This window comes from Blautia sp. MSK20_18 (genome assembly GCF_020553125.1).
Lineage (GTDB): Bacteria > Bacillota > Clostridia > Lachnospirales > Lachnospiraceae > Blautia_A > Blautia_A fusiformis.
Map to the genome: position 1 here is coordinate 21460 of NZ_JAJCGR010000012.1, position 14525 is coordinate 35984.

The following is a 14525-nucleotide window of genomic DNA, read 5'->3' on the forward strand; positions in this document are numbered from 1 at the left end:
GGAGCTCCTTGCAAAATTATTGCAATGACACGCCGGAAATCCGATGAGAGAGGTATAGTTCGTTCTACGAAAACAAGATGATGATTAAGGGAGGGATATGATGAGAAAGATTAAAAAGTATTTTATTATAATATTACTAAGTATATTCACTTTAACAACTGTAGAAACTTCATCACTGAATTTTAGTGCATATATCGTTCAGGCAAAGGTTTCTTCTTCGACGAAGAGAAAAGCTCAAGAGGCATATCGAAAATTTCTGACGCAAAGGAGATACAGATATTTTACATTATGGGATATTGATAAAGATGGCTTGAAAGAACTTCTTGTTACCGATGGAAGAGAGCGAGTTGGAAATTCACCGATCAAAGCATATGCATATACTTATACACGGGGAAAACTGAGATATGCAGGTGAGATTGGGAGTCCTATGTCAGGAATAAGCTATAATTGTATAACAAAGCGTTTGCATGCATCTTGGGGTGGATGTGGAAATGTTGAATATTGGTATTATACCTTGACAAAGAATAAAAAAGTAAAACAGGTAATATGCGGTGCGTATGTAAATGGAGTAAAAAATGGAAATGTACAATACAAATGTTTATATAACAAGAAAAAAATTTCATTAAAAAAATGGAAACAGATAACAGATAAATGGATTAAACAAACAAGCACTTTGAAATATTATAGAAATACTACAAGTAACAGAAAAAAACATATGAAAATGTAAAAGTAATAATCACAGTAAAATAGGGAAGAGGTGCAAATTACGCTCAAACGGAATGCCAGTTCCGCTACTGCGGAACGGCTATTCCATTTTTAACGGTACGAAGTACCGCTAGATGATATCATTCTGTTTCACGCATATTTATACCGTTCATCTCCAGACGATATGTATGATGTTTATCTGTGATTCGTGTAAGGCACGCATCAGCGTAGGTATTATCAGCAAACATATCAAACCATGTACTGACTGGAAACTGTGAGATGACTACAGTTGATTTTCTTCTATCCCTGGTGTCAAGGATTTCAAAAAGATCCCGGCATTTATCAAGATTGAGATCCATAAGGCCAAAATCATCGATCACAAGAAGATCCAGCTTGGTCAGCTTATTCAGGTAATCCAGATTTGTGGATTTGATACGTGCCTGTTCCATTTCGCTCATAAGAGTGTTCACTTTTATATACTTTACACTCTTAGACTGCTTCATTGCAGTTACACAAAAAGTATTGATTGAAACAATCTCAAACCCTCAGCAGAACTGGGGAGACTCGTGGACACAAGGAGCGATAAATGTAGTATCAAATTAGAATGTGGGTCTAGCAAACCACATAAAAGACAACAGAGGTATCCATGGATAATCAAAGTTTAGCACATAGTAGGTATAATTTGTACGTACCATATAAGAAGTGATGTCTTTATTGTCAGTAGAAGTAATACAGGCAACTACAAAAGTCTTGTGGACATCAATGCCACAGCAGATTTTGTACACGATTTTTAAAGCCATAGGGATTCCTTTCGGAACAGTGAGGTTTAGAGAATTATAGGGAATAACGGCATTGACTGAACGCCTAAGCCATAAACGAGATTGTTTATACAAAGATAAGATTACGTGTTCAAAGTCACACTTATTTGTGCTTAAAAAGGCGGACTATACATATAAAAATACGGTCATCCGGCAAGCCGGACAGCCCACTCACCTCCCCGTGATTTGTAGTATACCGAGATTCCTATAAGAAGAATTATAAAGAAAAAAGGCTCAGGAAAACATTTTCATAACGTTTTGTGCCTGAGCGAAGCGAAAGGAATGGATATAAATATGAAAAGAATAGTACAAATATGTTTGATAATGACAGGAATTTTTTGGGGAGTTTTTAATGTTTATGGATCTTCGACGTATCAGATTCTAAAAGATCAACAAATCGAATTTACGGATATTCTGGTAGAGGGAGATAGTTTAGTTCTGGTAAGAAATGAAAAAAATGGTTTTTCATCAGAAGGAATATATTTAGGTGTGTATAACTGTGTTGAGAGAATGTGGACTGTAGAATATCAGGCCTATGATGAATATTTGGAATCATCCTATTATGCAGGAGATGGAATATTTGCTTTGTCGGATGGAGAGACCACTACGTTATTAAATACTAAGACGCAGGAATTTTTGAAATTGGATATAAATGTTAATTTTAATAACCTTTATTTTTATAATGGATGTGCGGTGAGCGGAGCCAGAGAATCCTATGGAGATCAATTGTATGGAATTTATGAAATCGACGAAGATGGAAATTACCAAAATACCGGTATTACTGATTATATTACCGAGGATAAAATATTGAGACCTGATGATTTTGAGTTTGTATATGCGGATGGAAAGCAGGCTGTTTATATTTATGATGGGGAAGAGTTTTATATATATGATGTTGCTGCTGCAGAAGTTTACGACATTTACAATCCGGATTATGCTGATAAGTTCTGGCATGGGTGGACTGATACATTAAAAGTAAGTATATGTGGAGAAAAATATCTTGTTCTTTTAAATATGGAAGGTACTGACGGACAAAATTATTATGCGGTTATGGATTTTTATGGAAGTGTGATTACGGAGGCAACGAAATGTGATTTGGCAATAGCAACGGAAAAAGGAAACATTGTAGTAAAAAACGGTGATGGATTAAATGAGATTGAGCTTGCTAAATTGGAAACACCAGAAGAACAGTCATTAAATTTGATGCCTTTATTGGAAACAAACCGTTCTTGGAGAAATGAGCAAACGGCTGGAATGGATATTCAGGGAAATACTTATGCAAATGCAATAGAGTATTCTTTTGTCACTGATCCGTTTGGTACAGAAGAATACAGTACGTGCGATGCGTGGTATTTAGGAGAAAATTATTCAAGACTTACGGGAACCTGGTATTTTCCTGCAGATCAGATTCAAGATGGATTTGCACATATAAGATTAATAGGCGATGGAAATGTAATATATGATAATTCAGAGTTAAATGCAGATAATTGTCGGATCGATTTTGATATAGATGTAAGCGGAATCAGAGAGCTTAGTTTTGAATATAACGGGATTTGTGATATGACGGATATTTTGTTTGGCATGTCTGATGCTAAATTATGTAGTTGAGAGATTTTTAAATAAATAATAAAGGGGAAGAGAAAATGACAAAAGTTAAAAGGTGTTCACAATGTGGAAAAGAAGTGTCTCAAGGTGGTTCGTTTTGTCCGTTCTGTGGAAACATTATAAATGAGAATGTGAAGAGTGAAAGTAGAGAATCAGCTATATATGGGTTAGATGATGATACTCAAAAGAAATATCAAACTGATATAAATAAAAAATTACAAAAACAAAAACATCTGGAATATCAAAAAGAAAATTTATTAAAAAAGAAAAAGAGTTTGGGACTGAAAATTGATAATTACAGCAAGATTATACAAAAAGAGATTCCGAGTTGTGAACGAAATAAAACGGCACCGAATATGCCAGTTATAAAAACTGAGAATTCTAAAATGGACGTCAAATGGTATATAGCAGCATGTATTGCTGTTTTGGAATTTATTTCAGGATTCATGCCATGGGTGAGTTTATATTATGCGGATCTGTTTCAAGGTCAAACAATAAGTTGCGCAGGTATTTTTGATCTATTGAACGATATTTCAAAATTTGAAGATTGGACGAACTCAACACCAGAAGTGTTAAGAGTATTTGTATTTATTATTATGTTTGGTTTTGTAATGCTGTTTATTAATGGCTATTTTATAGCACAGGTCTTACAAAAAAGGGAATCTGAGGTAAGTGGAACGATAGCAGGTATCAGCGGAATTGTAGTATCAGTGGCTATCTTATTGTATAAAATTAGTATGGAAGAAGATGACTGGAGATGGATTTCAATTAATACGCAGGTTGGCGTTTGGCTGATGTTGCTTGCAGGAATCGCTTTGATTTGTGTGATTGTATTTTATAAAAGTGATACAGAAGCAGAGACAAAGAATAAATCAAACTTCGAATTTGAAGTGATGAATTATGATCCAGTTCTGCCGGTTCGAATGAAAACTCTTAAAATCAGAAAAGAAAATGATAAATTAATACTTGAATTGACGTATGCGGAATTTGAATGGGCAGGTATTGAGGAATTTATAGTAGATATTCAGTTAGTAAGATACGATGGCACTGTTAATACGTTTGTCCAAAATGCACTATTTGAGAAAAAAGGACAAAATTTCGCAAGATTCCAATTGCAGGATGCGGGATATGATCTGGATGGCATTGCAAGTGCAAGAGTAAACATTTTAGTTTATAATATATATAAAAGTCAGAAGAAACATGTGGAAAAAGGAAGTGGCTTTTCAGCATACAGTGATTATTCTGTTGATGAACTGCGTAGTGCAAGATTCGCGAATTCGAATATGGTGATGTGTATGGAAAAAAATATCGGGAAAAACCATCAGTGCTGCTGTGGACAGGTGTATTCCAATAAAAATAATAAATGCCCGCTTTGCGGAAAGGAAAGAAGGGATAAGTAGTATGAATGATACAGAATATAGAGAAAGATGCAGAGAGTTAGAAAAAAATATACATATGTTAGAATCTGAAGTCAATGTATTAAACAATGAATGTGAAAAGTTGTTGGATTTAAAAGAAAAGAGTCGAAATAGTCTGCAGATGTCTTCTTTTGGGAATAATCCGATATTTGTGGAAAAAGCACAAGTTAATATGGAGAAAGAAATTCCAACAATAGGTAAATCTCAAGACAAAAAAACAGAAGATAAATCTGAAATTTCACAAGACAAAAAAACGCAGATAAATCAATTCTGCCCGTATTGTGGAGCAGTAGTAAAAGGAATGCAATTCTGTGGACAATGTGGAAAAAGAGTAAACTGAAATAGAGAGGTGCGTATGAAGAAATGTCCGAAGTGTGGGAAAGAAAATATAGATGAGGCAAAATTTTGTACATGGTGCAGAGCAGAGTTACCGGTGATATTAGAGAAAAAGAAAAATGATCCGGGAAAAATAATAGCAATTGTAATACTTATACTAGCTATTTGTGCATGTCTGGCCGGAGTATTTATGCTTTTTAAAGATAAAAACTCTGGGAATGATCAAGGTGAAGCAATAGCACAGAAAGAAGAAAATAGACAAGTGGATAAAGACATATCTGCTGAAAAGAAGAGTTCTGGCGTATATGTGGCTCCTTTTATGAATAATGAAGGAAAGTGGGGCTATATAAACACAGATGGAGATGTAGTTATTGAATGTAAATATGATTCAGCATATGAATTTGATCAGGATGGATATGCGGTAGTTGGAATGCAGACAGACTCAGATGCAAGTGAATATTATACAATTTATGGATTGGTAAATACAGAGGGAGAAGAGATTATTCCTTTAGACTATAGCTATATTAACAGTTCAATTGGTTCTACTTGTGATAATTATGGATATAGAACTATAACCAGACTTCCGTATCCATTTGATTATGATGAGCAATATTCAGGAGTTATGGATAAGAATGGAAACATTATGATGTCTCCAGAGTATAGCAGTATATATAATATAGGTGATTCTGGATATTTTATTGCTTGTGAGTCTGAAACGGGAATGTATGGAATTATAGATGAAAATTACGAGTGGATTTGTGAAGCGGAATATTCAGGTATTTATAAAGTGTGGGAGGATTCTACTGATAATTTGGTGAAAGTAAATGGAGAGTATCTGCTGATAGCAGAGTATGATTTTCAGGAAGGGCATGGTGCTAAGATTATAAATGAATATGGCGAAACTATTGTGCCAATGGAATATTATGATATAAATTCACAATGTGGAATGAATCGTTTAGTTGTTGAAAATTCTGAAGGATATTATGGCGCTATAGATTTGGAAGGTAATCTGGAAGTACCATGTCAATATGATAAATTAGGGGATTTTTTGTATGATGATGAGACCTATGCAATGAAAGATGATGCGGTTTTTATAGTAGACATTTATGGAAATGAGAGCTTTCTTACAAATGCAGATGAGTGTTGGCAGATGGATTCAAATCTTTATGAAGTAGGGATTAATGAGAACTGGAATGTTGTTAATTCAAATGGTGAATATCTGTTTTCAGAAACTCATGATAATCATGAAGTAAATGAGAAGTATATTGCTGGCAATAACGAAGAGAAAAAACATGGTATGTTGATCTTAAAGTCAGGCGAGGTAGTTAACACAGAATATCAGAAATATATGCTTTCATATACAGTGCCGGATATAGTGGGAGTTTATGATGGAACAAATTACGGGATGCTTGGTGCGAATGGTGAATTAATAGTCCCATGTAGCTATGATAGTTGTGAAATATCTGAAGATGGTGCATATATTACTGCTGACAGACAGAGGGATGAGTATGGAAATTATACAGAATGTACTTTGTTTGATAGCAATGGTAATAAAATAGAAACTTTTGATACGGGAATTTATAATGTAGGTGTTTTTCGGAAAATTTCAAACGCTGCATAAGTGAGTTAATAGAAATAAGAGAAGAAGTTTGAAACAAATAAGTAGAGGACAGCCAAAGAATAAAGGGCATGACAAATAAACCATCGTAAGAGGTGGTTTTGAAAAGTAAATATGGACACAACAACCTAAGTCAGTACCACCAGCAAAGCTGGTGGTACTGACTTTGTCCTGTGCTTTTTTATAGTAAGCATTTACCGTATACGTAAATTAGTGTAATATCCTCGTCCTTATCAACAGAACACGTATAGACCCAACCCTTTTCGGACAAGCTACCCTCATAAACATAAGAAAAAAATCAGAAAGTGCAGGAGATCATAAACAGTATTATTATTTTCAAGGAGGGAAAAACTTATGCTACGTTATCTGCCTGTTCGAAAAGTTCATGCAAGACAGGTCCTTGATTCCAGGGGGAATCCTACGGTGGAAACGGAAGTGACTGTGGGTGAAGGAATCGTGGGGATTAACGGATACACAGGAAGAGCCATGGTGCCGTCCGGAGCATCCACAGGTAAATTTGAGGCTGTGGAGCTGCGGGACGGAAACCGGGAGGAATATCTGGGCCAGAGTGTGAAAAAAGCAGTGGAAAATATCAATACACGTCTGGCAGATGCCATTATCGGAGAGAATGCCCTGAATCAGGCCTGGATCGATCATCTTCTGATCGAAACCGACGGAACGGAGAACAAAAGCAGCGCAGGAGCCAATGCCACGCTGGCAGTATCTCTGGCAGCAGCCCGTGCAGCAGCCGGGGCCCTTCGGCTTCCTCTTTATCAGTATCTGGGCGGTTGTCATACCCTGCAGCTCCCTGTGCCGATGATGAATATTTTAAACGGGGGAAAGCATGCGGACAATACGGTAGATCTTCAGGAGTTTATGATCATGCCAACAGGAGCTTGCTGCCTGGAAAAGGGTATCCGTATGTGTGCGGAAGTCTATCAGCACTTAAAGCTTCTTCTCCGGGAAAAAGGACTCTCCACAGCGGTTGGAGATGAAGGCGGCTTTGCTCCGGATCTTTCTGATTCGGAGGAAGTGCTTACCCTGATCGTCCATGCCATAGAAAAAGCAGGATATAAACCAGGAGAGGAGATCACTATTGCCATTGATGCAGCCTCCAGCGAGCTTTATGACGAGGAAAAGGGCGTGTACTTTTTCCCTGGGGAGAGCCGCATGAAAGGAGAAAAAATCTACCGGGATGCCGGTGAGATGACAGAGTATTATGAAAAACTGGTGGAAAAATTTCCCATTGTTTCCATTGAAGACGGTCTCTGGGAGGATGACTGGGAAGGCTGGAAATATCTGACGGAACACCTGGGAAAGAAGATCCAGCTGGTAGGCGACGATCTGTTTGTCACCAATATCAAACGGCTGCACTGTGGCATCGGACTTGATGTTGCCAATGCTATCCTTATTAAAGTAAACCAGATCGGAACTCTCACGGAAACTCTGGATGCGGTGGAGATGGCTCAGCATGCCGGGTATCGTGCAGTGATCTCTCACAGGTCCGGGGAAACAGAGGATTCCTTTATCGCAGATCTGGCAGTTGCCTGTGGGGCAGGACAGATCAAAACAGGCGCACCCTGTCGCTCAGACCGGAACGCCAAGTATAATCAGCTTCTGCGGATCCACGAACAGCTCGGAGCTCTTGGAAGATATAAAGATCCTTTTGCAAAAAAATCTCAGAAAAAGCCCTGCATAAAATAAACGGAAAATGGTTGAAATCCCGGTTTAGCTATGGTAAAATAACCTCTAGTTGATTAGGAGGTGTAACCGCGTGAACATTTTGAAGATTATTCTGACTGTAATTTATGCAATAGATTGTATCGCTCTGACTGTTGTCGTACTGATGCAGGAGGGCAAGCAGCAGGGTCTTGGCTCTATCGCCGGAGTAGCTGATACTTACTGGGGTAAGAATAAGGGCCGTTCCATGGAAGGTGGTCTTGTAAGAGGTACCATTATCATGGGAGTTATTTTCTTTGTACTGTCAATCGTACTGAACATTATCTGATCTGTCAGGGGCAGAACAGAAGTTGGTAACACTCTTGCTGCGTTAGCATGCAGAAGAAACTCGGATGGGGACTTCTTTTGTTAATCAGCAGGAGTGTTTTTGCGTTGATACAGGGGCACGGGTGAGCCTTCCTCCGGAATGATAACAGGGTAAAAATGAAATATAAATATGAAACAGGAGAAAATGTGAAAAGATCGAAAAATTTTGAAAAAAGAAAAAAGTTTATAATGGAGCTTCTGGGAGATCCGCTGTATAAGCCCATGCGCCTGCGTGAGATCGCATCTCTTCTTCAGCTGGATAAGAGTGAGAAAAAAGAGCTTTTTGACGTGCTGGACGAGCTTTGCGCCCAGGGCAAGGCTGAAGTAGATAATAAAGGAAGATACAGCAAGGTTTCCGGCAAGCGCAGAGACAGACGAAAGAATAAAGAAGCTCTGAAGGCAGAAAAGCCGGAGCGTGGCCGTAAGGGAAGAGAATGCAGAGAGAAGAATCATGAGGAATATCGTTTCTCCGAGAAGGACGGAACCATCATGGAGGGAACTTTTATTGGTCATTACAAGGGCTTTGGCTTTGTGGAAGTGGAGGGTCAGGAACAGGATATTTTTATTCCGGAAAATGACACGGGAAGCGCCATGCATCAGGATAAGGTGCAGATCCTTGTACGGAACGGACATAAAGAGGGAAAACGTCAGGAAGGTGTTGTGCTGAAGGTTCTGGAAAGGGGAATGCCTTCGATCGTGGGAACATATCAGAGCAGCCGTGATTATGGCTTTGTGATCAGTGATAACCCCAAATTTTCCAAAGATATCTTTATTTCCAGAAAAAACTCCATGGGAGCAAAGGACGGAGACAAGGTAGTTGCAGAGATCACAGATTACGGCTCCAGAAACCGGAAGCCGGAAGGAAAGATCACAGAGGTGCTGGGAAACTTACGCTCACCTGGAACAGATATCCTTGCTATTGTGAAGAGCTTTAACATTCCAAGTGTATTTCCTGACAAAGTACTTCGCCAGGCTGACCGTGTGCCGGACCATGTACAGGAAGCGGATCTGGATGGAAGACTGGATCTCAGAGATCTTGTTACAGTCACCATTGACGGTGAGGATGCAAAGGATCTGGATGATGCCATTTCCCTGACAAAGGAAGACGGAATCTATCATCTGGGTGTGCATATCGCAGACGTGAGCAACTATGTTCAGGGCGGCAGTGCCCTTGACAGAGAGGCCCTGAAGCGCGGAACCTCCGTCTATCTTGCAGACCGTGTCATTCCTATGCTCCCGGAGCGGCTTTCCAACGGTATCTGTTCTCTGAACCAGGGACAGGACCGTCTGACCTTAAGCTGTCTGATGGATGTTAATGAAAAAGGAAAGGTGATTTCCCATAAGATCGCAGAAACCGTGATCCGTGTAGATGAGCGTATGTGTTACACAGATGTGAAAAATATTCTGGAAGATACTGATGAGGTGGCGAAGAAACGCTATGAAGCTCTGATCCCCATGTTTTTCCTGATGAAAGAGCTTTCCGGGATCCTGCGCAGCCGCCGTCATACAAGAGGTTCCATTGATTTTGATTTTCCGGAAAGTAAGATCATCCTGAATGCGGCAGGAAGAGCTATTGATGTGCAGCCCTATGAGGCCAATGTGGCAACCAGGATCATTGAGGATTTTATGCTTCTTGCCAATGAAACCGTGGCACAGGAATACTGCACCGGAGATTATCCCTTTGTATACAGAACGCATGAAAATCCGGATCCGGAAAAGATTGAAAGTCTTTTGATGCTTCTTCATAATGAAGGAGTCAACATACAGAAATCCGGACAGGAGATCACGCCTGGTGAGATCCAGGAGATCCTGGAAAGTATTGAGGGAATGCCCAATGAGGCACAGATCAGCCGCCTGACCTTGCGTACCATGAAACAGGCAAAATATACTACGGAATGCAGCGGACATTTCGGACTTGCAGCGAAGTATTACTGCCACTTTACTTCTCCGATCCGAAGATATCCGGATCTTCAGATCCACAGGATCATCCATGACCGTCTGAGAGGCAGACTGGTAAGGGAAGGACGTACCGAGCATTACAAGGAGATCCTGGATGAAGTAGCACGCCAGTCCAGTGTGTGCGAACGGCGTGCAGACGAAGCAGAAAGAGAATCCGATAAGCTGAAGAAAGCAGAGTATATGTCCTATCATCTCGGAGAGGAGTATGAGGGGATCATTTCCGGCGTTACAGGATGGGGACTTTATGTGGAGCTTCCGAATACCGTGGAAGGACTGATCCATATCAATACATTACGAGATGACTATTATGTATTTGACCAGGATGCATATGAACTGCGGGGAGACATGACAGGAAAGATCTTCCGTCTTGGGCAGAAGGTCCGTGTCCGTGTGGCAGATGCGGATAAAATGCTGAAAACCGTGGATTTTGTCCTGGCTGAGGAAGACTGAGGGAGCGCGAAATGGCAAAAAAAACAGGAATGAAACTGATCGCAAATAATAAAAAGGCTTTTCATGATTATTTTATCGAGGATACTTATGAGGCCGGGATCGCACTTGCAGGAACCGAGGTGAAATCCTTACGTTCCGGTAAATGCAGCATCAAGGAGGCCTTTGTCCGTGTGGAAAACGGAGAAGTTTATGTATATGGAATGCATATCACTCCTTATGAGAAAGGAAACATTTTTAACAAAGATCCTCTTCGTGTGCGTAAGCTTTTGCTGCATCGCTACGAGATCAATAAGATCGAAGCTAAATTAAAGGAAAAAGGACTGACTTTGGTACCACTGAAGGTTTATTTCAAGGACAGCCTGGTAAAAATAGAGATTGGCATGGCACGTGGTAAAAAGCTTTATGACAAGCGCCAGGATATTGCAAAGAAGGATCAGAGAAGAGAAGCGGAGCGAGACTTTAAAGTAAAAAATCTTTATTGATCGGCTGGTTTCAACTGAAAAAGTAAAAGTATGATAAAATGCGGGGAATGAGAAATGACAGAGGTACAGGAAAGACGTAAAAAAACGGTAGAAGCATCGATGACGGAGCAGGTTCATCTGATCATGCAGCAGCATCTGAACGGAGGCGGAAGACTTTTTGGCGGAGCGCTGATGCAGTGGCTGGATGAGGTTGCCGGTGTGGTGGCCATGCGCCATGCGGAAACCTATCGTGTGGTAACTGCGGCAGTGGACAACCTCCAGTTCAAACATGCGATTTATGAGGGAGAGATCGTAGTACTTAAAGGATATATAACTTATGTGGGAAGAACTTCCATGGAAGTTGAGATTGATACGTATGTGGAACAGCCGGATGGTATACGCCGGACTGTAAATCGGGCGTTCTTTGTGATGGTGGCCGTAGATAAAGACCAGAAACCGATCCAGGTACCGGAACTGATCATTACCACAGAAGCAGAAAAAGCCCGGAATGAAGCGGCGAAAATGCGCCGTGACATGCGGAAAAAAAGAAGAGAAAACGGCTTTTGACCTCAGATGTTTTAATTTTTGACATAGTCTGAAAAATCTAAAGATTCTGTGAAATTCAAACCGGTCAGGTTGACAAGAAAGTGATACTCTGTAATAATAGAAAGAGGTAAGCTGACAGCAAATTGAACCATTTTATATGGAGGAGATATAATGAAAAAACGTTATTTGATTCTTGCAGGAATTCTTGCGGCAAGTATGCTTGCTGCCGGATGTGGGAAGAAGAATTCCGTGGCACCTGAACAGAAAGTGGAAGCAACTGTGACACCGACTGTGACAGAAGCAGCGAAGACAGATGTGGTAGAAATGCAGACATCTACAGATGATACAGCAAACATCAAGAATGTGATGGGAACCAAGAGTGAGACAACCACAAGTATTGTGTTTACAAATAAAATGGGCTCTGCAATTTCCGCGATTTATGTCCGTCCTACCAGAGATGACGGAGATGACAGCGATGAGACATGGGGCAGTGATCTTGTAAACGGTAAGTTTACACTGGCCGACAAGGATAAAGCTGTTTATTATATGGAAAAGAGCCAGAAAGATGATGACGGTAACGCAGTAACAAGTTTTGATGTGAGAATTACGTTTTCTGACGAGGAGCAGAATGAATGCTTTTTCCGTAAACTGCCGCTTCTGACAATTTCTCAGCTAAGCTTCTGCATGGATGGCGAAGGCGAAGATGGAATCCCATATGCTACATATCTGGCAAGTGGAAGCACCAAGGAAGTTTCCACACTGAAGGATGTGAAGGCGAGACTTGGCATTGAAGATGACAGTGAAGAGAGCGACTCCAGTGACAGTAGTACAGATTCCACAGACGGTACAGATTCCAGCAGTACAGATTCCACATCTTCTTCAGCAGATAGCAGCAGGGATAATACTGACAGCAGTGATTCCAGCAGCACGGATTCACCATCTGCTCCGTCTTCAGATTCTTCGGATGATCCGGATCCTACAGAAGCACCATCCAGTGACGAAGATCCGGCATCTGTGGCAACAGGATATATTGGCCAGTCCATGACAGATCTTGTAAATGCATGCGGCAGTCCGAATGGCAGTGACTATGAGGACGAACCGGAGTCCGGTAAGACAGGTTATTATTATTATGATACGTTTACGGTTTCCACAACTTTTGACGATGATGGCAATGAAGTTGTGTCCGGCGTATGGTAAAGGAGAATAAACATATGAAAAGAGTGTTACTGAAATTAAGCGGAGAGGCTCTTGCAGGAGAGCAGAAGAGAGGTTTTGACGAAGCAACCGTTACAGAAGTTGCCAAACAGATCAAGACTATCGTGGATGAGGGACTTCAGGTTGGTATCGTAATCGGAGGAGGAAACTTCTGGAGAGGACGTACCAGCGGGGCAATGGACAGAAGTAAGGCTGACCAGATCGGTATGCTTGCTACAATCATGAACTGTATCTATGTATCTGACATCTGCAGATATGTGGGACTTAAGACAGAGGTGTTTACCCCGTTTGTATGTGGCGCATTTACTACTCTTTATTCTAAAGATGCTGTAGAAGAGAGCTTCGCAGAAGGAAAAGTTGTATTCTTTGCAGGTGGTACCGGTCATCCATATTTTTCCACAGATACAGCTACAGTACTTCGTGCTGTTGAGATTGGCGCAGATGCCATTCTTCTTGCCAAAGCTGTTGACGGAATCTATGACAGCGATCCGAAGGTAAATCCGGATGCCAAGAAGTATGATGAGATTTCCATTGATGAAGTGGTTGCCAAGAAACTGGCAGCTATGGACCTCACCGCTTCCATCATGTGCATGGAGCAGAAGATGCCGATGCTGGTATTCGGTCTTGATGAAAAAGACAGCATCGTCAACACGGTACACGGTAAGTTCTCCGGAACAAAGGTAACTGTGTAATCAGAAGGGAATAATAAAAAAATAACCATACAGGGAGATATGTGAAATGGATGAGAGAATTCAGGTATACGAAACAAAAATGGGAAAAACACTGAATGCTTTGGAGAGTGAGCTGACAACAATCAGAGCCGGCCGTGCAAACCCGCATATTCTTGACAAACTTACCGTAGATTATTATGGAGCACCAACTCCGATTCAGCAGGTGGCAAACATTTCTGTTCCGGAGGCACGTATGATTCAGATCCAGCCATGGGAGTCCAGCATGATCAAAGCTATCGAGAAAGCAATTCTCTGCTCTGATCTTGGTTTAAACCCGAGCAACGATGGAAAAATGATCCGTCTTGTTTTCCCGGAGCTTACCGAGGAACGTCGTAAAGAGCTGGTAAAAGACGTTAAGAAAAAAGGCGAAGGTGCCAAGGTTGCAGTAAGAAATATCCGTCGTGATGCCAACGATGCATTTAAGAAACTTGCAAAACAGGATGTTTCTGAGGATGAGATCAAAGAGCTTGAGGATCAGATCCAGAAACTTACAGATAAGTACATCAAGGAAGTTGACAAGGCGATCGAGAACAAGTCTAAAGAGATTCTGACTGTATAATTGTAAGAGATACGAGGATAAAGAGGGCTTCTTTGAAGAAGCTCTCTTTCTGTATGGA

General features: G+C 40.6%; 13 protein-coding genes and 2 pseudogenes. 13 read left to right on the top strand and 2 right to left on the bottom strand.

Annotated elements, in window-relative coordinates; translation table 11 throughout:
- The first annotated feature begins 100 nt into the window (after positions 1-100).
- A complete protein-coding gene (locus LI091_RS08585) occupies positions 101-727 on the top strand; it encodes a hypothetical protein (protein WP_059086378.1) in 627 nt (208 codons plus the stop codon).
- A gap of 118 nt (positions 728-845) precedes the next feature.
- On the opposite strand, the pseudogene LI091_RS08590 reads toward LI091_RS08585, so the two are convergent.
- Together LI091_RS08590 and LI091_RS18745 are read right to left on the bottom strand one after the other, a co-directional pair.
- Positions 846-1232 (bottom strand): annotated as a pseudogene (locus LI091_RS08590) (ATP-binding protein); the annotation flags it as partial.
- Positions 1233-1376: 144 nt separating this feature from the next.
- Positions 1377-1505 (bottom strand): annotated as a pseudogene (locus tag LI091_RS18745) (IS110 family transposase); the annotation flags it as partial.
- Between the two features lie 312 nt (positions 1506-1817).
- Here LI091_RS18745 and LI091_RS08595 point away from each other — a divergent pair.
- The 12 genes from LI091_RS08595 (at position 1818) to frr (ending at position 14467) form a co-directional block, all read left to right on the top strand.
- Positions 1818-3131: a hypothetical protein gene (locus LI091_RS08595; protein WP_265191048.1), complete on the top strand. Its 1314-nt coding sequence runs from the start codon at positions 1818-1820 to the stop codon at positions 3129-3131.
- Positions 3132-3166: 35 nt separating this feature from the next.
- Complete coding sequence (locus LI091_RS08600; protein WP_265191049.1) at positions 3167-4528, top strand: hypothetical protein; 1362 nt, start codon at positions 3167-3169, stop codon at positions 4526-4528.
- 1 nt (position 4529) lies between these two features.
- Positions 4530-4886, top strand: coding sequence for a hypothetical protein (locus LI091_RS08605; RefSeq protein WP_265191050.1), 357 nt, complete (start codon positions 4530-4532; stop codon positions 4884-4886).
- Positions 4887-4901: 15 nt separating this feature from the next.
- Complete coding sequence (locus LI091_RS08610; protein WP_147603955.1) at positions 4902-6503, top strand: WG repeat-containing protein; 1602 nt, start codon at positions 4902-4904, stop codon at positions 6501-6503.
- Positions 6504-6854: 351 nt separating this feature from the next.
- A complete protein-coding gene (gene eno / locus LI091_RS08615; protein ID WP_265191051.1) occupies positions 6855-8204 on the top strand; it encodes a phosphopyruvate hydratase in 1350 nt (449 codons plus the stop codon).
- Positions 8205-8274: 70 nt separating this feature from the next.
- On the top strand, positions 8275-8508 hold the full coding sequence (gene secG / locus LI091_RS08620) for a preprotein translocase subunit SecG (protein ID WP_021652956.1): 234 nt from the start codon (positions 8275-8277) through the stop codon (positions 8506-8508).
- A 155-nt stretch (positions 8509-8663) separates the two neighbouring features.
- A complete protein-coding gene (gene rnr / locus LI091_RS08625) occupies positions 8664-10955 on the top strand; it encodes a ribonuclease R (protein ID WP_265191052.1) in 2292 nt (763 codons plus the stop codon).
- Positions 10956-10966: 11 nt separating this feature from the next.
- Complete coding sequence (gene smpB, locus LI091_RS08630) at positions 10967-11437, top strand: SsrA-binding protein SmpB (RefSeq protein WP_021652954.1); 471 nt, start codon at positions 10967-10969, stop codon at positions 11435-11437.
- A gap of 54 nt (positions 11438-11491) precedes the next feature.
- A complete protein-coding gene (locus LI091_RS08635; protein WP_265191054.1) occupies positions 11492-11983 on the top strand; it encodes an acyl-CoA thioesterase in 492 nt (163 codons plus the stop codon).
- A gap of 150 nt (positions 11984-12133) precedes the next feature.
- Entirely contained in the window at positions 12134-13159 is a 1026-nt protein-coding gene (locus LI091_RS08640) for a hypothetical protein (RefSeq protein ID WP_180215161.1), read from the top strand.
- A 14-nt stretch (positions 13160-13173) separates the two neighbouring features.
- On the top strand, positions 13174-13869 hold the full coding sequence (gene pyrH, locus LI091_RS08645) for a UMP kinase (protein ID WP_021976283.1): 696 nt from the start codon (positions 13174-13176) through the stop codon (positions 13867-13869).
- 46 nt (positions 13870-13915) lie between these two features.
- Positions 13916-14467, top strand: a complete 552-nt coding sequence (gene frr / locus LI091_RS08650) for a ribosome recycling factor (protein WP_148448895.1) — start codon at positions 13916-13918, stop codon at positions 14465-14467.
- Positions 14468-14525: the final 58 nt, after the last annotated feature.